General features: G+C 41.0%; 18 protein-coding genes, 1 pseudogene and 1 riboswitch. Of the genes and pseudogenes, 5 read left to right on the top strand and 14 right to left on the bottom strand.

The annotated features are described in order from the left end of the window. The first annotated feature begins 1 nt into the window (after nt 1). Nucleotides 2–1099, top strand: a complete 1098-nt coding sequence (locus MHI08_RS02440) for a TRAP transporter substrate-binding protein (protein ID WP_342499961.1) — start codon at nt 2–4, stop codon at nt 1097–1099. Between the two features lie 25 nt (nt 1100–1124). Here MHI08_RS02440 and MHI08_RS02435 read toward each other — a convergent pair whose 3' ends face one another. After that, nucleotides 1125–1955: an EcsC family protein gene (locus MHI08_RS02435; RefSeq protein ID WP_257802922.1), complete on the bottom strand. Its 831-nt coding sequence runs from the start codon at nt 1953–1955 to the stop codon at nt 1125–1127. A gap of 156 nt (nt 1956–2111) precedes the next feature. Between MHI08_RS02435 and MHI08_RS02430 the strand changes: the two genes are divergently transcribed. From MHI08_RS02430 to MHI08_RS02415, 4 genes are all read left to right on the top strand, one after another. Next, nucleotides 2112–2372, top strand: coding sequence for a GlsB/YeaQ/YmgE family stress response membrane protein (locus MHI08_RS02430; protein ID WP_024427360.1), 261 nt, complete (start codon nt 2112–2114; stop codon nt 2370–2372). A gap of 222 nt (nt 2373–2594) precedes the next feature. Beyond that, on the top strand, nt 2595–3872 hold the full coding sequence (locus tag MHI08_RS02425; RefSeq protein WP_122631451.1) for an Nramp family divalent metal transporter: 1278 nt from the start codon (nt 2595–2597) through the stop codon (nt 3870–3872). A gap of 71 nt (nt 3873–3943) precedes the next feature. Continuing rightward, nucleotides 3944–4513 (top strand): GNAT family protein, encoded by a 570-nt coding sequence (locus tag MHI08_RS02420; RefSeq protein WP_024427358.1) that lies wholly within the window; start codon nt 3944–3946, stop codon nt 4511–4513. 98 nt (nt 4514–4611) lie between these two features. Next, entirely contained in the window at nt 4612–4875 is a 264-nt protein-coding gene (locus MHI08_RS02415; RefSeq protein WP_008346966.1) for a hypothetical protein, read from the top strand. A 40-nt stretch (nt 4876–4915) separates the two neighbouring features. On the opposite strand, the gene MHI08_RS02410 is transcribed toward MHI08_RS02415, so the two are convergent. The 13 genes and pseudogenes from MHI08_RS02410 to MHI08_RS02350 form a co-directional block, all read right to left on the bottom strand. Further along, nucleotides 4916–5140 (bottom strand): hypothetical protein, encoded by a 225-nt coding sequence (locus tag MHI08_RS02410; RefSeq protein WP_024425367.1) that lies wholly within the window; start codon nt 5138–5140, stop codon nt 4916–4918. A gap of 246 nt (nt 5141–5386) precedes the next feature. Next, nucleotides 5387–5740, bottom strand: coding sequence for a hypothetical protein (locus tag MHI08_RS02405; protein ID WP_056768331.1), 354 nt, complete (start codon nt 5738–5740; stop codon nt 5387–5389). Between the two features lie 14 nt (nt 5741–5754). Then, nucleotides 5755–6126 (bottom strand): hypothetical protein, encoded by a 372-nt coding sequence (locus MHI08_RS02400; RefSeq protein WP_235566812.1) that lies wholly within the window; start codon nt 6124–6126, stop codon nt 5755–5757. Nucleotides 6127–6271: 145 nt separating this feature from the next. Next, nucleotides 6272–6880: pseudogene (locus MHI08_RS02395) on the bottom strand (pre-toxin TG domain-containing protein); the annotation flags it as partial. Nucleotides 6881–7451: 571 nt separating this feature from the next. Continuing rightward, nucleotides 7452–7769: a hypothetical protein gene (locus MHI08_RS02390; RefSeq protein WP_025093598.1), complete on the bottom strand. Its 318-nt coding sequence runs from the start codon at nt 7767–7769 to the stop codon at nt 7452–7454. 21 nt (nt 7770–7790) lie between these two features. Further along, entirely contained in the window at nt 7791–9383 is a 1593-nt protein-coding gene (locus MHI08_RS02385; protein WP_342500185.1) for a T7SS effector LXG polymorphic toxin, read from the bottom strand. 194 nt (nt 9384–9577) lie between these two features. Next, nucleotides 9578–11299, bottom strand: a complete 1722-nt coding sequence (locus MHI08_RS02380; RefSeq protein ID WP_056765229.1) for a pyruvate oxidase — start codon at nt 11297–11299, stop codon at nt 9578–9580. Nucleotides 11300–11366: 67 nt separating this feature from the next. Then, nucleotides 11367–13193 (bottom strand): APC family permease, encoded by a 1827-nt coding sequence (locus MHI08_RS02375; protein ID WP_024425576.1) that lies wholly within the window; start codon nt 13191–13193, stop codon nt 11367–11369. Nucleotides 13194–13305: 112 nt separating this feature from the next. Beyond that, nucleotides 13306–13450: riboswitch (cyclic di-AMP (ydaO/yuaA leader) on the bottom strand. Nucleotides 13451–13519: 69 nt separating this feature from the next. Continuing rightward, nucleotides 13520–15607, bottom strand: a complete 2088-nt coding sequence (locus tag MHI08_RS02370; RefSeq protein WP_342499960.1) for a cellulose biosynthesis cyclic di-GMP-binding regulatory protein BcsB — start codon at nt 15605–15607, stop codon at nt 13520–13522. Nucleotides 15608–15611: 4 nt separating this feature from the next. Then, nucleotides 15612–16880, bottom strand: coding sequence for a glycosyltransferase (locus MHI08_RS02365; RefSeq protein WP_024427352.1), 1269 nt, complete (start codon nt 16878–16880; stop codon nt 15612–15614). Further along, nucleotides 16873–18585 (bottom strand): DUF2334 domain-containing protein, encoded by a 1713-nt coding sequence (locus tag MHI08_RS02360; protein WP_342499959.1) that lies wholly within the window; start codon nt 18583–18585, stop codon nt 16873–16875. The genes MHI08_RS02365 and MHI08_RS02360 overlap by 8 nt, the downstream gene beginning before the upstream one ends. Further along, nucleotides 18575–19426, bottom strand: a complete 852-nt coding sequence (locus tag MHI08_RS02355; protein WP_056765218.1) for a GGDEF domain-containing protein — start codon at nt 19424–19426, stop codon at nt 18575–18577. The genes MHI08_RS02360 and MHI08_RS02355 overlap by 11 nt, the downstream gene beginning before the upstream one ends. Beyond that, the gene (locus tag MHI08_RS02350) at nt 19407–20489 is read right to left on the bottom strand and encodes a glycosyl hydrolase family 8 (RefSeq protein ID WP_197172362.1); all 1083 of its coding nucleotides are present in this window, start codon (nt 20487–20489) and stop codon (nt 19407–19409) included. Before MHI08_RS02350 ends, MHI08_RS02355 begins: the two co-directional genes overlap by 20 nt. Between the last annotated feature and the right edge of the window lie 41 nt (nt 20490–20530).

The raw sequence follows: 20530 nt of genomic DNA, 5'->3' as shown, positions 1-20530 counted from the left end.
CATGAAGAATTTACTCGCTTATACACTATTGCTCATGATCGGTTTTGTAACCGCTTTATACTTTGGTTTTTATCATATGATGCCAAAATCAGCGACAACCTTTGATGATGAACAGACAGGGCTGAAGGACCAGCTTGTGTTCAAATTCAGCCATGTCGTGGCAGACAATACACCTAAAGGACTTGCCGCAAAGAAATTTGCTGAGCTCGTGCACGAAAAATCCGATGGAAAGATCAGCATTCAAATTTTCTCCAATGGAAGCCTTTATTCTGATATTGAAGAAATAAATGCACTCAAAGAGAATCAAGTTCAATTTATTGCTCCGTCTACCTCGAAGCTCGGCATGCTGTCCCCTGAGTGGCTGGCACTTGATCTTCCCTTTGCTTTTTCAAATTACAATGCGGTTCAAGAAGGCCTGCAAGGTGCAATTGGACAAAGGTTGTTTGGCACGCTGCAAAAAGATGGGTTAAAGGGAATGGCTTATTGGACAAATGGCTTTAAGCAAATTACTTCTAATAAAGGGCCAATCAAACAGCCGGCTGATTTAAAAAACCAGTCTCTCCGCATTATGCAAAGCGACATGATTGAAAAACAATTCAAACTCCTTGGCGCAAAGCCCTATCAGGAATCATTTAATTCAACGTTTCAGCTATTAGAAACCAAAAAAGTAGACGGTGAAGAAAATACCATTTCAAATATTTATTCAAAAAAATTCTATCATATACAAGACTATATGACGATCAGCAATCACGGGTATTTAGGCTATGTGGTCTTAACAGATCAATCTTTCTTTGACCGCCAGACACCCGAAACGAAACGAATTTTACTTGAAGCCATGGAAGAAACAACGGCTTGGAATGAAAAGCATGCAGAACAGATGAACAAAGATCAGCTGGAGGACATTAAACGTGAATCGCCGATTGCCATTCATGAATTGACGCCAGCTGAAAGACAAAAATGGATGAAAGCCCTTGATCCTTTGTATGATGAGGCCGAAAAAACGATCGGCTCCACCCTCATCAAACAGATCCGTGAACTGCGTGCACGTTATGAACAATCACCTATTCATGCTTTTCAGGAAGAGGATGAGAGCAAATAAAAAATCCCTTTGATATGGGATTTTTTTATGCGCCGGACTCACTCTGTTCTTGCTGCGTGAGCTCTTCTAATCTTGTTAAAATTCTTCGCTTTCGGTATTGCATCATGCCGGTTTCGGCAATTCCTTTTAATTGTGAGCGGTTCGAAACGGCACCAAACAAAATCCCAGCGATGGGAACAAGCTGAAATAGTTTCTTCCAGCCGAACGAATCCCGGTAATTATAGACGACCTCACGCCACCCTTGGATTTGGGAAATCATGTTTTCATGTTTCCCTTCGGATGCATGATAGCTTTTGAGTTCTTTTAGAATCGATTTCTTTCCAACGACATCCGCAGAGTTCAGCTGCAAGCATTTAATGATGAAGACCCGCTCCTCTTTGTTTTTAGGATCATAGCCATAGGTGACGGCAATATCCTGTAATGTTTTCAGGGAGAGGCCCAGGACCGCAGGGATATCAGCAGCTAGCGTAAACATTCCGCCGACACCAGTTGTCGCCCCTTGCACAGTCGCGAGATTCGTTCTGTTTTTCCCCATATGTTCACTAATGGCATCCATCATTTCGATTGGGGCCTTTCCAATATCCTCTATGCGCTGAATGGATTCGTCTGCACTCTTCTTTTGAAATTGATGAATGATGCCTTTTTCCGATGTCAAATAGGCACCGCCAGATTGAATGTAATGACCCATTTCGTCTAGCAGTACGCCGATTTTTTTCTGAATAAAAGCAGGCGTGAGCTTGTCCAGCATTTGAAATGGAAGGCGGCTGAGCTTCTCCCAAAACCATACCTTTTGCTGGTCTTTCTCCCACTTTTCGATCTCCTTTAATTGTGCTTTTAGCCACTCTCTTTCCTCCATGCCATATGCCTCCTTAGATGCCGCTGAAGTATTTGTCTGTTATTATACACAATCCTTGTCCATCATACGTATAGAACATTGAAGCGGTTCCGAAAGGTTTTAATCTTTTTCAAAACGGTTATTGCTTAATAAACAAACAAAAGAGGAGTGATCAACATGTTAGGATTTCTAATTTCATTAGTTGTGGCGATTGTCATTGGTCTCATTGGGAGTGCACTCGCTGGAGGCAGTGTACCAGGAGGATGGATCGGCTCAATGATTGCCGGGTTTGTAGGCGCTTGGATTGGTCATGGATTACTTGGAACGTGGGGTCCTAGTCTGGCAGGCTTTGCGATCATTCCAGCGATCTTAGGAGCAGCCATCTTTGTCATTATTTTAAGCCTGATCTTCCGCAGCGTGGGATCAAGGGTATCTTAAAAAAACAAATAAAAGAGGAAGCAGTAGGGACACCGTCTAAGGGGCGGTGTTTTTTATGTTGCGCGTTGACAAGGTATCTATTTTTTTCACTTACATATGATAAACAAACCTATTAGTTCAGATAGTTGACTTTTCATGAAGATGGGCATATGATGATTAAAAATTGCATGAAGGAAACTTTTTGTGCCCAAGCAAAACTTTGTAGAATCTAGGTGATGACATATGACAAACAAATACATCGAGGCACAGGCACACATGTCAGCGGCAGCTGAGCGTGCACTTGAAGGTAAGGTCAAAGGATTTAGAAGGCTTCTTCCTTTTCTAGGCCCTGCTTTTATTGCAGCCATTGCATATATTGATCCAGGGAATTTTGCCACCAACATTGCGGCTGGCTCTAAATATGGATATCTTCTCTTATGGGTCATTCTAATATCAAATCTCATGGCGCTGCTCATCCAATCCTTATCCGCAAAGCTTGGAATAGCGACAGGGAAAAACTTACCTGAAATCGCACGTGAAGAGTTTCCAAAACCCGTCTCCATCGGTTTATGGATTCAGGGAGAACTCGTTATTATTGCCACAGATTTAGCTGAGTTTATTGGAGCGGCACTTGGTTTATACTTGCTCTTTCGGATTCCTTTGCTTGAAGCATCTATTATTGCAGCCATCGGATCATTTGCGATTTTAGAATTGCAAAGACGTGGATATCGAGCATTAGAAGCCGGCATCACCGGCATGCTGTTCGTTGTCGTGATCGCTTTCGCTGTGCAAACCTTTGTCGCCAAGCCTGATATAGGAAGTGTCGCAGGCGGGCTTTTCATTCCAAAATTTGAAGGCACAGATAGTGTACTGCTTGCAGCTGGAATTTTAGGTGCCACTGTGATGCCGCACGCGATCTATTTACATTCAGCATTAACCCAAAGAAGAGTCGTCGGCAGAACGGAAAAGGAGAAAAAACAGATTTTCCGCTTTGAGTTTTTAGATATCCTCATTGCGATGCTAGTCGCTGGAGCCATCAATGCCAGTATGTTGATTGTGGCAGCCGCTCTATTTTATAAAAATGGTCTCTTTGTTGAAGATCTGGATGTTGCGTTCCAGCATTTTAGCACACTCGCAGGTCCTGTATCAGCTATCTTATTTGGTGTAGGCCTGCTTGTAGCCGGACTATCCAGCTCTTCTGTCGGTACATTGTCAGGCGATATCATTATGCAGGGTTTTATTCAATACCGCATTCCACTGTATGTCCGCCGGCTGATTACTATTATTCCCCCTATTGTGATCATTGCATCTGGGGTGAATCCGACATCCGCACTTGTGATGAGTCAGGTGGTCTTATCCTTTGGTATTGCCTTTGCTTTAATTCCGCTCATTTTATTTACAAGTAAAAAACGAATTATGGGCGAATTAACGAATGCCCGCTGGGTAACAGGAATATCTTGGGTGATAGCAGCTCTTGTTGTCGCACTCAATCTCTTTTTAATTGTGGATACATTTATGTAAAAGACAGTAGTGATGCTGTCTTTTTCTTTTCATATGGTTATGGTAAAATTCCCCTGAGAGGATGTGGGCACATGTTTTTTTATCAAGATCAAGAGATATCCATGCGGCTGCTTGAGCCAAGAGACGCACGAAGTCTATATTTGCTCATTCAGCGGTCAAGAGAGCATTTACGTGAATGGATGCTTTGGGTGGATTCAACGAAAACAGAAGAAGACAGCATGGCGTTCATTCAAGGCGCAATGCAGCAAGCCATGCAGAACAACGGTTTTCAAGCGGGCATCTGGTCACATGGAGAACTTGTCGGGATCATCGGCACCCACCAAATTCATTGGATCGACAGAACTGTTTCAATTGGCTATTGGCTCGGAGAAGGCTATCAAGGAAAAGGCATTATGACAAAAGCGTGCAAAGCAGTCATTCATTATTTATTTGAAGATTGTGGATTGCACCGCATTGAAATCAGGGCTGCTGTCGATAACCTGAAGAGCAGACGCATCGCAGAGCGATTATCCTTTTCGCTTGAAGGCATTTTGAGACAATGTGAATGGCTGGGCGACCGCTTTACGGATCATTGTGTATACGCCCTTTTGCAGCCTGAATATATGAAAGAAAAAACGCATTCTATGAATCAGCCCACGTAATTGTGTCGATTGCATGAATTATTTTACAAAGTGAAGCTTTGTAGTATCGATTGCGATCAGCATCTGATAAAATAGAAGGAAAAATCGAGGTATGAAGTATGTCTCTTATTATTTTATTTTACTTATGGATTGTCCCTTTATTATTTGGCATTTTCTTCTCATTCTTAACAAAGAAAGCCACATACAAACGCCGCTTTGTCCCATCATATAGCATGGCAGGACTCAGCATCGTTTTTCTCATTCTGGCACTTGTCTTTTCAGCCAGCCATTTTCTATTCATTTGCGGTATGTTCCTATTTGCCACCACCCTTGTCGGCACAGGCATCCCTTTATTTTTAGCCTTTACAAAAACACCATCATAAACAAAAACCACCTTTTCTCAATGGAAAGGTGGTTTCTTTTTTATTGATTTGGCATTCTGTAAGTCACAGTGGCATCTTGATTGGCTTCAATTACTTTCACAATGTCTTGAAGAATCTCTGCTGCACGATCGTTTGAGTCATACTTACCGAGCGTCTTGACCCAAGTATCGCTTCCTGCGATCATCCCTTCAATCTTTTTGCCGGCTACTGTGATTTCGTGGACATGAACGAAACTTTGCTGGTTTTGTGTGAAAATCCATAGCATGGTTTTAGCTCCTTTTTTGTGGTGATTGGATTAGTTTAAGTTTAACATGTAATTTCCAAATATGAGTGGGTGATTGAGTTTGCAAGTGCATTTTCAGTTTAAAAAACCTTGATATTTCGTAAAAAAATCAAGGTTAACATAGTATCGTAATCTTTTAGTTTTTATGTCATCATTTAGACGTTAAAATTACATAGGTTCTTTTACTGGCAAAGCTCCATTCATTATTCTTTTATTAATTGTTCACTTTCACTCATCAGATATAGCATCGTCGTAATCCCGTAATTCTTCCATTATTTCTTTTAATCGCTCAATACTATTGATCAATTCATCGTAAGAAATTTCTTGATAATTAAATATTCCTTCACCATATTCATCACTATCAAAGATTTTCACATCCGCTCCCAAATACAGTAAAGCATCAACTAATTCCTTTAAACTTTCCATACTATCAATATCATTTGCATCCGTTTCGGAAAAAAAGTCCTTGTTTTCAATCCCACTTTTTATATCTGTAATTCCTAAACCGGTGTACTTTCTTAAAGGTAATACATATTTATTAATTGGATCTTTTGAGCTTATCTTAATAGCTATCTTACTCATATTTTTCCTCCCTATTAAAATTCCTCTAAATAATCTGGATTAACAGGTCTACCAGGTGCATTTTTGCTATAACTTCCTCCATGCCAACCCTTTAAATGTTCTCTTCCAGTCACAGGATAAATTAATTCTCCTCTATTACTGATATGTGGATAATTCATAGCATTGTAAGTATGGTGTCCGATAATGGATTTCCCATTATATTGTGGTTTTTTGCTTTTTAAAATCTCTTGTTTTTGTTCATTAGTCCAATTCCTTGTTGTAGATTCTCCATCTAAAATTCTTTTCTTGTTTCCAGAATTCAGTAACCCCTGCAGCCCTTCTTTTGGAGAATCTTTTATCCCATTGATATCGTTTATACTCTTCCTTTGTAACAGTACGATTTTCAATCTTTTCCTTTATTTTCTTCTGCTGATTCCGACTTAACGATTTGTAAGGTGTAACTTTTGTAGTTAAATCTAATTCTACTATCTGTACCCTCTGAGCAATAATTTCTTCACCTACTGCTACTTTTTTATTACTCAAAGTTTTTTCTGTACTCTTAATCCCCATCTTCCCATGAAACCCTTTAGCCCCAAACGGCAAAAGCATTCCAAGAGCTGCGTTCATACTCGCTTCCTGCTGTTCTTTTGAGATCTTGTTTCCAAACATGTCTCGGCCTGTAATTGCTTCGCTGAAGCCGTTGGTGGCGGTGATTCCATATAAACCTTTTTGCGATGTTTTCAGGGCGTCAAAGGATTTTTGTGATGTCTTATAGATGTCAACTGCCCTGACTGCGGCTGATGTGGCTTGGGTCGTTTTATAGACAGCTTTTCCGCCTTTGAAAATGCGGCCTGCCCAGCCGACGATTGGGATGTAGCCTGCTGCTGCCATGCCTCCTGCCGCGACTCGCTGTCCTGCGGTGAGTTCCTCGCCTGTGATTGGATCAACGCCTGTTGCGGCACGTTTTGCATCGTTCACGCCGGTCAGTTCATTCACGATGTTTCCACCATAATCGAGTGCTTTTTCATACCAAGGGCGGTTGGCGAGAGCTTCTTGTTCCTTTGCGATCTTGCGGGCTTCTTCTTGTTCTTTTTTGATTTTCAGATATTCAGAAGTTTGCTTTTCAATATCGCTTTTTACCTTGTAGATTTCGCTATTTTGATCAAGCTGCAATGCTTTTCGATTGCTTTATTGTCTCTTTCGAAACAGAACACTGTTAGCTGAATAAACACCACCTTACGCTATTCGCTTAAATAGATTTTGAAATGATGACTACACTCCGAGAGGATGCCAATTACAGTCAATATCAATTGAAATGAAAAACTGTCCTCGATACGGCTGCCGCAGACCAGCTGCTATTCAGGCTCAGAATGTCCCTCTCGTATAGCCACATTCCTCAACACTTTTGTTCCGTATCCAGATATGCCATTGATAAGGGAGAGGCGCGTCTCCCAATAAAAACAGGGGACACCAACCAAGGCACTTAGAGTGCTCAATACGTTCGTTTTGCTTGTCTCTATCATACGATGAACCACTCAGGAAAAAGATTCCCATTTTAACGGTTTTTCTCGGTATGAAAGCCAATAAACACAAAAACCTTGAAAGGCATATAGCCAGTCAAGGTATGATAACAATAACATTATATTTAGAAGTATCAACTACTTCACCTACTGATTTATCTGAGAGAATATCATAATTGTTTTATATTTCTTTCTAATATAATAAGGCTATTTTAAAGTAACTCCACTCCAACTTGTTTATAAAATTTAACTTTTAGCTTCTCTTCTTCGCCCACGTTCATTACCATAGCATTGTCATCTTTTTTTATACTTGTTACATTATTAAAATCACCTGTAAATACTATAGAATCATTAAATGTAATACTTAGACTACTCGTTTGCTTATATACATCTAAAGTTAAAATCACCTTGAAATTTTGGTCATCTTTGTAAGTATAGATTAATTCTCCATCATCTATATTGCCTGTTATACTCACCGGCTCACTTTGAAAAAGTTCTAATAGATCATATTCATCATACTTGATAAACATTCGTATTCATCCTTTTATTAATTATTTCGGTATAACTGTGATAACATCGCCAGCTTCATTTATAATTACTTTGACATCCATTGTTTCATGAACAAACGTTCCGCTTCTATTACCAGGTATCTTTTTCGTATTCATTATAGCGTCTTCAATAACTGAAGGTGGAATATTTCTTGGATCAACATATTTTTTGATGAAATCACTAAATTCTTTTGTTTGTGGTTTAAATCCTAATTCTTCAGCTTTTTTAATTGCTCTACTTGTTAAAGTAGCTTGTACTTCAGGAATATCAGGTGCCATTCTTTCCAAAGCATGCTGAGAATACTTTCTTCCATTTATTTCTCCTCCACCTTTTGACATATTCCAACCAATTTCACCCGTACCCTTAATCCCCATTTTACCATGAAACCCTTTCGCTCCAAACGGCAAAAGCATTCCAAGCGCCGCGTTCATACTTGCTTCCTGCTGTTCTTTTGAGATCTTGTTTCCAAACATGTCTCGGCCTGTGATCGCTTCGCTGAAGCCGTTGGTGGCGGTGAGGCCATACAAGCCTTTTTGAGATGTTTTCAGGGCGTCAAAAGATTTTTGCGATGTCTTGTAGATATCGACCGCCCTGACTGCGGCTGATGTGGCTTGGGTCGTTTTATAGACAGCCTTCCCGCCTTTGAAAATGCGGCCTGCCCAACCCACGATAGGGATGTAACCGGCTGCTGCCATGCCACCTGCCGCGACTCGCTGGCCTGCGGTGAGTTCTTCCCCTGTGATTGGATCAACGCCTGTTGCGGCACGTTTTGCATCGTTCACACCAGTCAGTTCATTGACGATGTTTCCACCATAATCGAGGGCTTTTTCATACCAAGGGCGGTTGGCGAGTGCTTCTTGTTCCTTTGCGATTTCGCGGGCTTGTTCTTGTTCTTTTTTGATTTTCAGATATTCAGAAGTTTGCTTCTCAATATCGCTTTTTGCCTTGTAGATTTCGCTATTTTGATAGGCTTTCTTGTCAAAATTCATAGGCGAAATCGCTTTTCCGTCATTTGTCGCATTCATCATTTCAGCGTACAATGCCATTGTAGCTTGCTGCTCCGTCTCTGACAAAGCATATTCATCTTTTAAATTTTGATCAAGCTCTCTTAGTTCTTTGACCGTCTTTTTTCGTTCATCTTCCGCATCTTCTATTTTTTCATCAAAGGTTTGGCTATCAAATACCTCTAGGGAAATGAGGTCATCAATGTCTTGAAAAATCGTTTTGAGTGCCTTTTTTTGATCCTTTACAATGCTTTTGGCGTTTTTGATGCCCATATATACTGCGTTGTCTAAAAAGTGTTCTTCTACAAAGGTATCGCCGCCAAAGTTTGTATCATCCAGTGTCCCAGGAACACCTTCATGAAAGGCTTTTTGCTTATCAATGAAGCTGATAAACATGTCTACATTTCCAGCGAGCTCTTTATAGAAACTTTTAATATTATCTGCACCTTTCCCAGTGAAATCATCACCGAGGTTGGCCACACCTTGTAATGCCTTTTTTAAATCTACCATTTGTTCGCGGAGTTCCTGGTAGTGTTTGGCCCTTGTGTCCATGGCACTTGTTAGTGCTTTTGCATCAAGTATCTTGCCCAGAAGAAGTCACTCCCTCCATTATTGATCATAAAGTCTATTTTACCTTTCTCAGCGAATTGGAAAAATAGGCTTTAAGTTACAAAAAATAATTTCCATATATTTATAGAGGGAATAAAACAAGTGATAATTGATATATTTTTTCCTTTCCTCACAAAAAAATCAGTCCTCTTTTGAGAGGACCGACTACATTTTGTTTAGAAAAAGCGTTTTAAACTTTTCTTGAGTGGAGGGATATCCAGCTCGCCTTTTTCAAAGAATTTTTTCAGTAAGTACTTACTAAAACCGGCTGCTTGTGTATACGTAATTTTCCCAGGTAACGGCGGTTCATTGGTGACAGCAACATCAATAATGACGGGTTTATCAGATTGAAGGGCTGTATCAAAAGCCGGAGCTAGTTCTTCATGTGATGACACGGAGATTCCTTTGCCGCCACATGCTTCTGCGAACTTAGCAAAATCAATATCTTCCAGCTCTATACCATAATTGATGTTTCCTTTTACCTGTTGTTCATATTCAATCATTCCAAGGTTGTTGTTGTTTAAGATCACAACAACGATCGGCAGTTTATATTTTACCGCTGTCACAAAGTCTTGCATAACCATTGTGAAGCCACCATCGCCGCAGACAGCAACCGCTTGACGATTCGGTTCATTTAACTTAGCAGAGATCGCTCCAGGCAAACCACAGCCCATTGTGGCAAGCCAGCTGGAGATGATGAAATCCTGCTGTTTCATTTCGAAATGGCGGGCCATCCATACGGTTACATTCCCTACATCTACAGAAAGAATGGCGTCGTCTTCAACTGCTTCTTCTAGTCTAGCAATGACTTGCTGCGGTTTAAGCGGTGATGTGGCAACGGATTTTTCCTTATCCATTTCTTCTCGCCATTTCATCATATGCTCTGTACAAGCTTCAAGGAAACCACGCTGCTCTTTATATTCAATGTAGGAGGTCAGTTCCTGCAAACCACTCTTGCTGTCACTCACGATTCCTACGTCTACTGGATACCTTTTACCGATTTGATCTGGTTTAATATCCAGTTGAATGGCAGGTGTGTCCTCTGGTAAGTAGTCTCTATATGGAAAGGAAGTTCCAAGCATAATTAAGAGATCACACTCTTCCATCGCTTCATAAGCTGGCTTCGTTCCAATTTGACCTAGGTTTCCTAAAAAGTATGGATGCCTGTCTGGCACAACCCCTTTTGCAGGAAGTGTGATGACGATAGGTGCAGCAGCCTTTTCTGCAAATGAAAGAAGCTCTTCTTTTGCATCTCGTAATCCTTTACCTGCTAAGATGACTGGCTTCTTCGCATTGTTAATTAGCTGTGCTGCCTTTAGCAGTTGATCTTTCTTTGGCCGTACCTCTCCCTCAACATAAAGAGGAGATGTATAAACTGGCTTACGCTTAATTTTTTGAGAAAATAAGTCATCTGATACGGTGAGAACAGCCACCCCTTTATGGGTATAAGCTGCTTTAATGGCTTGATTCAATAAATCAGGCAGAGATTCTGCTGTTTGTACCTGCTGATTAAAGACAGCGACGTCGTCAAACATCCGCTCTAATTTGATTTCTTGAAATGTGTCTCTTCCTACTTCATTCGATGCAACCTGCCCTGCAATTGCTAAAACGGGTGCGCCATCTGCTTTTGCATCGTATAGTCCATTTAATAAGTGGACAGCACCCGGTCCAGCGATGGATAAGCAGACACCGAGCTTACCTGTTAGTTTGGCATCAGCCGCCGCTGAGAGTGCCGCCACTTCTTCATGTCTCGTTTGTATAAATTGTATTTGGCTTGATTCATGCCTAAGCTCTTCAATCAATTCGTTTATGCTGTCGCCGGGCATTCCATAAATATGTTTTACGCCCCACTCTTCCAGTAGCGCTGTTACTTCTTTTCCTGCGGTTCTTTGCGGCATGTGAGAAAACTCCTTTTTTCTTACTCCATACCACCGCACCCTTTTGATCAAACGTTTCAACTTGCTGCTACTTTTTAAAATGATATGGAAGGGTGGCGACCACAATATCCCGTTTCCATAATAGACGGAATCTTAATAAAAAGGCAGATTGGTTATGCAAGATCGTATGCCATCTTTTTTTCGGGATAAATTGAGGCACAAGCACCATCACTTTATATTGATGCGCATTTGCTTTAGCCTCAACCGTTTCAAGAAATTTATCAAGCGGATGAATAAGACTTCGATAAGACGAATGCAATATCACAAGCCGCACACCGCTGTTCAGTTTTTCCCAATCCGCTTCAATTTTCTTATCTTTTTCTTTATCAAAAGATACATGAACTGCTATGACTTGCTCTGATAAGGATTTTGCATATTGAACAGATTGCTCAACGACACGTGTTACTCCTGCTATTGGCACGATAACCACATTTCCTTTAATCTCAACAGGCTCTGTTTCATTCATTAAACGCAGTTGTTCTCCGACTGACAGATAATGCTTTTTTATGGAATGAAAGATCAATAGCACAATTGGCATGAAAACAAATACTGGCCATACAAGATGGAACTTGGTCAAAATGAGAATCATGAGAACCGTGAAAGAAATCAGTGCTCCGACTATATTGATAGGCATTTTCGTTTTCCAGCCCTGCGGTTTTTCACGAATCCACTTCACACACATGCCGGTCTGTGACAAGGTAAATGGAATAAATACACCGACAGCATATAACGGAATGAGGTGTTCCGTTTTCCCATCAAACAACCAAATGAGCAGCATAGAAGCTACACCTAAAAAGATAATGCCATTAGAGTAACCGAGTCGATCCCCTCTTACAGTAAACATGCGCGGCATATATTTATCCTTTGCTAAGTTGACCGCCAATAAAGGAAAGGCGGAAAAGCCGGTGTTTGCCGCTAATATCAAGATTAAAGCTGTGACAGCCTGAATGACATAATAGAAAAATGTACGTCCAAATGTATCTGATGCAATTTGTGATACAACCGTTTCTTCTGGCTTTGGTGAGATGCCAAAACCAAACGCAAGCAATGTCACACCCACAAATAAAACAGCTAGTAATCCACCCATCATCAATAATGTTCTCGCTGCATTTTGTGCAGCTGGTTTTTTAAAGGATGGAATGGTATTTGAAATGGCTTCTACCCCAGTCAGTGCTGAACAGCCAGACGAAAATGCTTTTAATAAAAGAAATAATGTAATGCCAGGTACATGTGTGCCGATCGCTGTATGCTCAGGTGCTGGCGGGATGCCTCCTGTTAATAATTTAAAGCCTCCGACTCCAATTAGTATAAGGAGTGATAATACAAACAAGTATACGGGATAGGCCAAAATAGATGCTGATTCTGTCAATCCACGAAGGTTGAGCACCATAATTAAGATGACCAATACAATTGAAATCAACACATGATATGGATATAGTGCCGGAAAAGCCGATGTGATGGCATCAGTACCCGCTGATATGCTCACTGCTACAGTCAGAATATAATCTACAAGCAATGATCCGCCAGCGACCAGTCCTGGCTTTTCACCTAAGTTTCTGCTAGAGACGACATAAGCCCCTCCGCCTTCTGGATAAGCATAAATAATTTGGCGGTAAGATAAAATTAACGCCATTAAAAGAATTAATACACAACCTGCAATCGGGAGTGAGTACCAAAATGCTGCTGCACTAACGACTGAAAGAACAATCAAGATTTGTTCTGTACCATATGCAACGGATGACAATGCGTCTGATGACAATAATGCCAACGCTTTGATTTTTGATAGCTTTTGTTCTCCTGCTGCCTGTGATTTTAATGGTTTCCCAATTAAAATACGCTTCATCAAACTGTACATGTGATGCCCGCTCCTTTAGTGTCAAACGATTTAAGTTACAAAAGATGGATCGCCAAAAAGACACAGAGGCAATAGAATGCCCCTGCGTCTATTGTTTAGATCACAGGTTGGTCTTTGCTCTCTTTAACGCTTACGAGGTTAGCTGACGGATTCGGGCGCATGAGACTTTGCCCTACCTAAAAAGGATTCACCCCACGTGGTGTCCTGCACCACTAATGGTTCCCCCGCTCATTGAAATGATTCAGCGATTGGTCTTTTATAAAAGAGATCATACTCCCGTTTGACACCAAAGTAAAGACATTTTTTCAAGGTCTTTTGATCGTTTATCAATCAGTCTTTTTGCGGTTTTTTCGCACGAAATAAATAATCAGCCCGACCACAAAAATAATCAGCGCAGCGATACATGCAAAGTAAATCCAAGAATCATCGATGCCTTGCTTTTCATCTTTTTGGAGATCATTTGTTGTGCTGCTGACCGTTTGATGATTAGAGAACATGTCTTTGTTTTTGCTCCCGATTGCGACTGTTGCCGTTTCCGTATTTGTTTGCAGGAAATGAAGCACTTCATGTGAAAGATCAGCGTCAGCTGCATTCATTCCTGAAAAGACGGTCATTGTCTGTTCTTTATTCCATACAGATGGCTGCGTCCATACGATACGAGCAGTCGTTTCGTTGATCATGCCAAAGGAGGATACATCATACTGATCCTTTTTCACTGGAACGATGAGATCGTCTGCCTTTTCTTTTAAAAGAGAGAACGTTTGAATGCCCCCGATGAAAATGAGAGAGTGATCTTTCAATTGATCATTTGTCACATTTGAAGCTTTGATCAAATGATATTGGGCAGCTTCCGGCTGACTAAATGATTCTGTCAGCATCGCCATTTGATTGATCGTTTCTTGCTTGAGTTGATCTGGAATGACGATCAATGTTTTTCCTTGCTGCGTTTTTGATGTGAAAGGAAGCGGCCATGCGGCTAAATCCGGTGTATCACTAGTCGTACCTTCTTGTATTTGAAGAGAGCTGTTCTTATCAATGTAAATCCAGCCTTCTTCATCCGTATGTCTGCAGGATTCCATGTTTTTAAAGCCTGTAGTAACAAATTGCAAATCAATATATTCGTTCTTTTGGAGTACTTGTGAATCTACTGGAATTGACACATGATAGAATCCATTCTCATCTTTGTTTCCTAGTTTTGTTAATGGTACATCGTGCGGTTCGTTATTGATCATGACTGTTAAGCGTTCCGCTTTGTTCGCTATAACAGATTTTTTAAATGATAGATTTAGCTTTGCACCTGATTTTTGATTAGCGATCAATGCCTTCGGATAATAGTAATGTTCAGACGACGTTTTCTTGGTTCCAACTGTGACATCCTCTCCACCGAAATCTTTTAAACGAATTTGATGAGATGGTTTTGATGCTTTAGCCGTAACCTTTTGAAGCAGTAAATCGCTACCAGTGAGCTGACCAGTCAGTTCTGGTTGAGTTAGGACATTGATTTTTTCAGCAATTGTTTTTGGCTGCTTAGCAGTGACAAATAAAATAGGCTGTTCTTTTTTCTTTCCTGTCAAGGTTCTCACCGCTAATGTGAGCTGATTGTTTGCAGTTTTCATCTTCGCAGCTTGCTCGATCGATTTTACTCGTCCATCCCAGTTTCCTTTTGCTCCTACAGCAATGGTTGGATGCGCAATTTGCTTGAGGTCCTTTTCTTGGACGAGTTTGAGGTCTGCTTGGCGGTCTTTGTTTTTCAACGTACGGTATACTTTCATAGCCGCTTCTAATTCTGCTGCTTCCGGTGAATTTGGAATCACGATATCTGTTTGTTCTTTCTGATCACCTGTTTGAATGAAAGGTGAAGGGAAGCTGTCTAACGTCACGTCTTTCGTTTGAGTTCCTTTGAAAGCCAGCTCACTTTCAGGATATACTTTCAGCCAGTTGGCAGGTGTCTCTTGGTTGATACACACACCTTCTTTTAACACGCCATAAAATGCGAGCTGAATTTGATGAGAACCTTTTTTCAATTGCGATTTGCTTAATTTGATTTGAATTGATTTCTTTTGGTTTTTCCCTGATACGGGAATGGTCTTTTCAATCTCTCCATCGATCATGACTGTGAACGAAGATGGCGAAATGAGTAATGGTGAAGCCTCTATATTCAATGTAAGGATGCTAGACTCTACTTTTTCTTTCTCTATTTGATAGGAAAATTCAGTGCGGTCTTCTTGTCCATACAAGGTCACTACATCTTCTGATAAGTGCTGCGTTTCTGTCTGGCTTCCTTTAGATGAGCGAATCCAGTCATCTTTCACTTGTACTCGATTTGATTGCGCCATTGCTTGACCCGCCATAAAAAAGGGCTGAATGGCAAGGGATATCACCAATATAAAAATCATCCATTTTACCGATTTCAATTTGTCACCCGCTTTTCTTTTGTTGTTGATCGTAACGCTCGGTTTTGTACCATTTCACTTCTTGTTTGAATAATCGGCTCTTTGCCTCTACACATAAGGAGTACACGACTAGCGCAATCCATACTTGAGAATAAGTGAAGTACATGAGTGCCACAATGAGTATATTTTGTTTGGTGAGCTCTGTTTTCTCAATGCTTAATGTAATCATCACTTCTGTTAGAAAGAGGAAGAAGGCCAATCCCCACAGGATCAGTGCAACAGCTCCTACAGATAAGTGAAGGTCAACAAATAGGTTCACGATAAAGATGCCATTTGAGAGCAGGACACCGAAGAAAAATAAGAAATACGTAAAGAAGAAATAAAACAAATCGAAAATCATTCGTTTTCGTTTCAGCTTCATAAACTGCTTTAAAAATTTGAGTACAACATATTGATTGCCTCGTGCCCAGCGCGTTCTTTGCCGCCACCAGACCTTCCATGTCTCAGGCTCTTGTTCCCATGTAATCGCAGCCGGGAAAAATCGAATGACATAGCCAAGGTTATAGACTCGAATCGTTAATTCAGTGTCCTCAGCCAACGCATGAACATCCCAGCCGCCAAGCTCTTCTAAAATGTGCCGGCGGATGGCGAAGTTGGTACCTGGTATTGTCGCAATACCAAACCACTTCCATCTTCCACCCTGCGCCATCCATTGGAAGCAGATGGTCTCAATATTAATAAATTTGGTCAGGAGATTTTTGGCTGCATTGATAACCCTGAATTTCCCGACAACAGCGCCTGCCTTAGGGTCATTCAATAAACCAAGAACCAAATGATAGACGGCCTTTTGTTCAGGCATGTTATCTGCATCGTATACGCAGATGACTTCTCCTGTTGAAGCCTTTAAGCCTTCATTCAGTGCAGTGGATTTTCCCTTTCCTGCAAATGGCGGCTTCGTTTCAATCATATGAACATGATCATATTGCTCACTGAAAGACTGCACGATATCCCCTGTGCCATCGGAAGAATTGTCATTAATCACAATGATTTCAAGAAGATGTTTAGGATAGGATAGCTGGACCATTGCTTTTAGCGTTTGCCGGATGACAACTTCTTCATTATGAGCAGGAATTAGAATGCTGACGGTCGGCAGCTCTTTCCCTTGTTTCGTCCATTCAGGCAGCACTTTTTCGTAGGTCAGGTAGTGCTGAAAGCCGCCCTGCATGAGAAACATGTGGTATAGGAGCATGATCCAAATCAGTATTAATGAAAGATAAAATAAGACATCAGCCACCTAATTTTCTCTCCTTAAAAATTCGTTTTTTCATTGTCAGCCTTAAATACAATGTGTAAAAAGCAAATGCCGCAATAAACAGCATCACCACGACTGTTAGAATTCGCAGCATATTTTCCATGCCGCTTCGTTTAACTGTTTTGGTTTCTGCTCTATTGGATTGTTCTACTTGAATATGTCCATTTCCTGATGTTTTGATTTGTACATGTGGTGTTTGGACTGTTTGTTTTGTTTTCTTTAAATCCAGCCATTCACTAGAAGGAATTGCATCCATCAGCGTCATTAGATTCTGCAATCCAGTTATTCCGGATTCCACATCATAGGACAGCCCGATTGCGGCTGATTGAAGATGCTGGATGGATTGAATCTTTTGTTCTGTTAAAATATTTGAACCTTCTTGGTCAGACGCTGGCTCTACTGATTGCTGAGGATATAAGGTCATGCCATGAAGCATGGCGGGTTTCGTCACGAGTGGCGGAGCACCGGCTGTTTTCCACGTATGGTCCGACAGCTGTACCTGTCCAAACAGACTGGACACATGCCTTGATATCACTTCATAGCCTTGTTGAGATATGGCATCATGCGGCACCTCGAATCCCAGTGGATAGAGACCTTGCTGCGCAAGAAACTCAATACCTTTTGTCAGTTTTTCTTCTGTATAGATGGTTTCTTGCTGCTGATTCGATCTCGTATAAGCATGGAAGTCTTTCTCATTCGAAAAATGACTTTCACTTTGATTCTTCTCGGCTTTTTTTGGGTCATTTGACGTAATGGACTGATCATTCTTTGCATCCCAGAACTCAAAGTCCTGACCAGAATCCTCTGTTCGATACGTACGGCTAAATCCATGAAGAATAATGCTGGCTCCATTACTTTGCAATTGTTTTAACACTTTTACGAGCTTCGGGCGGTCACTCAGTGTCACTTCATCGCCTGTTGTTCGATCCACCCAAACAGGGGTTACCGCTATCAGAAACGGGATATGCCGAGTGGATACATATTGTCCAAGCTCAAGCAGTTTTTTCTCGTCAGTGACAGGACTGATGTTCCCAAGCTTTAAGTACTTTGTGGTCAGCTGATCAGAAGAAGGCAGGTGTTTTTCTAACACCTCTGCAAGAAGCTCGTTGTGCTGCACAACATCTAAGATTCCGATATAGGCCGCACCTTCTTTCGTTTGAATCACAAATGGAAGATCAGCTTCATGCTTCTTCAAGAGAAATTCACTTTGCAAGTCTGCCCCTTGAACCGTTAACGCAGTGATCCTTTTCTCTAGCTGACGGTAAGTGGGATCATCTGTATATTTGATTTGACTCGTGTGTTCTTGTTTATGAAAAGTAAGCTTGGAAAATGGGCGCAGCTGGTCCGCATTGTATCCAATGGCTATGATCTTCTGTGCTTCGTTCATTACACGAATGGCCTGTTTTGGTAAGGTTCTCTTTATTTCCCCTAGATAGAAGACTTGCTGAAATTCGCTGATCTTCTTTTCAGCCAAATGTTCATCAGATACAATCGTCGTCTGTTTGGAAAAATGTCCGGCGAGTAGATCCAGCATATGCACTGCTGGAGTCGCTTCTCCCGATTCTGTTGAATAAACGATCAGGGTATCTGGCTTGGCAAGCGCGTCGGCTGAAGCCATGTATTGAAACGAAAGAATGAAAAAAAGAGCGATCATCAAACAGCATTTCATTATAGAATTAAAGTTCATTCATCATCATCTCTTTTTCTAGTTCTTCTAAAAATTGCTCTGGCGTACGATAATCCGAACTGCTTGTTAAATGACAGACATGAAAAGTCAGGGTGACTTCACGGCCGTTTAACAGCACATGCTTTTGCAATTTATCTTTTAGCTTCTCAAGGACGACAGAGACATTCTCTTCTGGTGTGTGAGTAAGCAGCAATCCTATTCGTTCTTCGGATAATCGAAATTTCTTATCAGTTTCTCTGACACTTTCGCGAATCTTGATACTTGTTTGCTGAAATAGGTGCTGCATTTCTTTTTCTCCATATAATGATTTGAATTCCGCTGCATAATGGATATGAAGAAGGATAAAAACGAATGGCTGTTTGTAGCGTTCTGCCCGTTTCATTTCCTCGGATAATTCCAGCTTCATCCGATCTGCATTGTCAAATCCAGTTGTCGAGTCAATCGCCACAAATTGTTTCATCGCCTGCTTTTGTTGTTCTATGGTGTGACGCATCGTCTTGATTCGCTCATGCAAGCTTCCTGCTGAAATCGCGAAAAAGAGAAGAGCTGCGCCCCAAACCACCACATCCTGCAATGTTTGATTGGAAAAGAAGGGATTTGTGTGGCCAAGCTCTGTAAAGAACATAGCACTTCCTATAAAGAACAGCATCAGCAAGGTAAAAATTAATGCTGGTAAGATGCCAAATAAAATCCCGCATCCTAACACGACAAAAGTCAGTGTGATCATCAAAAAGCTCTCTGCATCATGTACGCCAAGGTAGCCCATAAACAAAATAAGACCTGCGAACGTGAGGAGCAGAGAATAATATAAACGATACGTATTACTGAATAACCGATTCATTAAAAAGCTCCCTTTCTGCAATGAGAGGCAATAAGTTGTCAAATGAGTGTGTGTCTTTTTCGTTCATGTACCCTCCATAATAATCCTTGAGAGGATCTTGAATTTGTAATTCTTTCATGCGGTCATACACCTCTTTTGCGAATTCCAGTTCGTTTCGTTTAAGAGCATACAAGATGACCAGCGCATATACAGAAGGCGATTCATACGTCACTGATGGCTGCAATGTGCTCAGTTTATATCTACCGTACAGCTTTCCTTCTTTTTTAAAAGTCGTTTTAAGCCATTTCATGATCGCGGACGTATTCACCTTTGCACGATCAGCATGTAGAGCCGTATAGAGTTGATCAATCATATTGATTTCTCGATCAAATGAATAGGCTTTTTTCTTTATGTCATAGGATTTAGGAAAGAATCCTTTTTTTCTCGGTGCTTGTTTTAGAATGGTCAATTGGTTACTCGTCATTTGTTTCGTGAATATTTTGAGGGATTCCAATTCTTTGATTGCTTTTGGGTCTAAATATGAGAGTGTGATTGTGTGTGAAGTTCGATTTGTTGATGCATCATAATAATCGGACAAGATGCCCCTATACATATTCTTGTCTTTTAACGCTTGTGCGATTTCTTTTGCTGTGGTTTGATACGCTGCATTCTTCCATAAACGATCTGCCTTTTGAAGTGCCGCCACTACCCGTAAGTCATCAACTAAGGCATTGGCCTTACTTTTTTGATCAGATTCGATTTGCCAGCTGAGAAGATGATGGTCTAGTAAAAATTCATCTTGCAGGACACCAAATTGTTGGTCAAAAGAATTTTGGTCTTTTTTTCGAACAAGATAATCCATCCAAAGCCCAAGCGATTCAGATAAGTAGATATGCTGCTCTGCAAATGAAGTGCGAATCATGCCTTGATCTGTCATGAGGTGATGAGTAATAAAATATTCTCCAGGCAATACAGGCTGTGGTGATACTGGATAAGATGACTCCTTCTGCTGCTTCCAGGTACATCCGCCTAGTAGAATGACAATGAGTAAAACAATACCTATGCGATGTATGGGTGTATCCATTCGTGTCCCCTTTCAACTCCCGTTCTCTTAGCATTCCAACG

Origin of the sequence: Bacillus sp. FSL M7-0791 (genome assembly GCF_038627085.1) — a bacterium.
In the GTDB taxonomy this organism is placed as follows: Bacteria; Bacillota; Bacilli; order Bacillales; family Bacillaceae; genus Bacillus; species Bacillus safensis.
Note: the sequence above shows the minus strand (reverse complement) of the source record. Positions and strands in the feature narration are given on the sequence as shown.

Bases quoted from the DNA above. Each gene is read 5' to 3' on its own strand.
- MHI08_RS02440 (WP_342499961.1), top strand. From the start codon at position 2: ATGAAGAATTTACTCGCTTATACACTATTGCTCATGATCGGTTTTGTA.
- MHI08_RS02435 (WP_257802922.1), bottom strand. From the start codon at position 1,955: ATGGAGGAAAGAGAGTGGCTAAAAGCACAATTAAAGGAGATCGAAAAG.
- MHI08_RS02430 (WP_024427360.1), top strand. From the start codon at position 2,112: ATGTTAGGATTTCTAATTTCATTAGTTGTGGCGATTGTCATTGGTCTC.
- MHI08_RS02425 (WP_122631451.1), top strand. From the start codon at position 2,595: ATGACAAACAAATACATCGAGGCACAGGCACACATGTCAGCGGCAGCT.
- MHI08_RS02420 (WP_024427358.1), top strand. From the start codon at position 3,944: ATGTTTTTTTATCAAGATCAAGAGATATCCATGCGGCTGCTTGAGCCA.
- MHI08_RS02415 (WP_008346966.1), top strand. From the start codon at position 4,612: ATGTCTCTTATTATTTTATTTTACTTATGGATTGTCCCTTTATTATTT.
- MHI08_RS02410 (WP_024425367.1), bottom strand. From the start codon at position 5,140: ATGCTATGGATTTTCACACAAAACCAGCAAAGTTTCGTTCATGTCCAC.
- MHI08_RS02405 (WP_056768331.1), bottom strand. From the start codon at position 5,740: ATGAGTAAGATAGCTATTAAGATAAGCTCAAAAGATCCAATTAATAAA.
- MHI08_RS02390 (WP_025093598.1), bottom strand. From the start codon at position 7,769: ATGTTTATCAAGTATGATGAATATGATCTATTAGAACTTTTTCAAAGT.
- MHI08_RS02380 (WP_056765229.1), bottom strand. From the start codon at position 11,299: ATGCCGCAAAGAACCGCAGGAAAAGAAGTAACAGCGCTACTGGAAGAG.
- MHI08_RS02375 (WP_024425576.1), bottom strand. From the start codon at position 13,193: ATGTACAGTTTGATGAAGCGTATTTTAATTGGGAAACCATTAAAATCA.
- MHI08_RS02360 (WP_342499959.1), bottom strand. From the start codon at position 18,585: ATGAACTTTAATTCTATAATGAAATGCTGTTTGATGATCGCTCTTTTT.
- MHI08_RS02355 (WP_056765218.1), bottom strand. From the start codon at position 19,426: ATGAATCGGTTATTCAGTAATACGTATCGTTTATATTATTCTCTGCTC.
- MHI08_RS02350 (WP_197172362.1), bottom strand. From the start codon at position 20,489: ATGGATACACCCATACATCGCATAGGTATTGTTTTACTCATTGTCATT.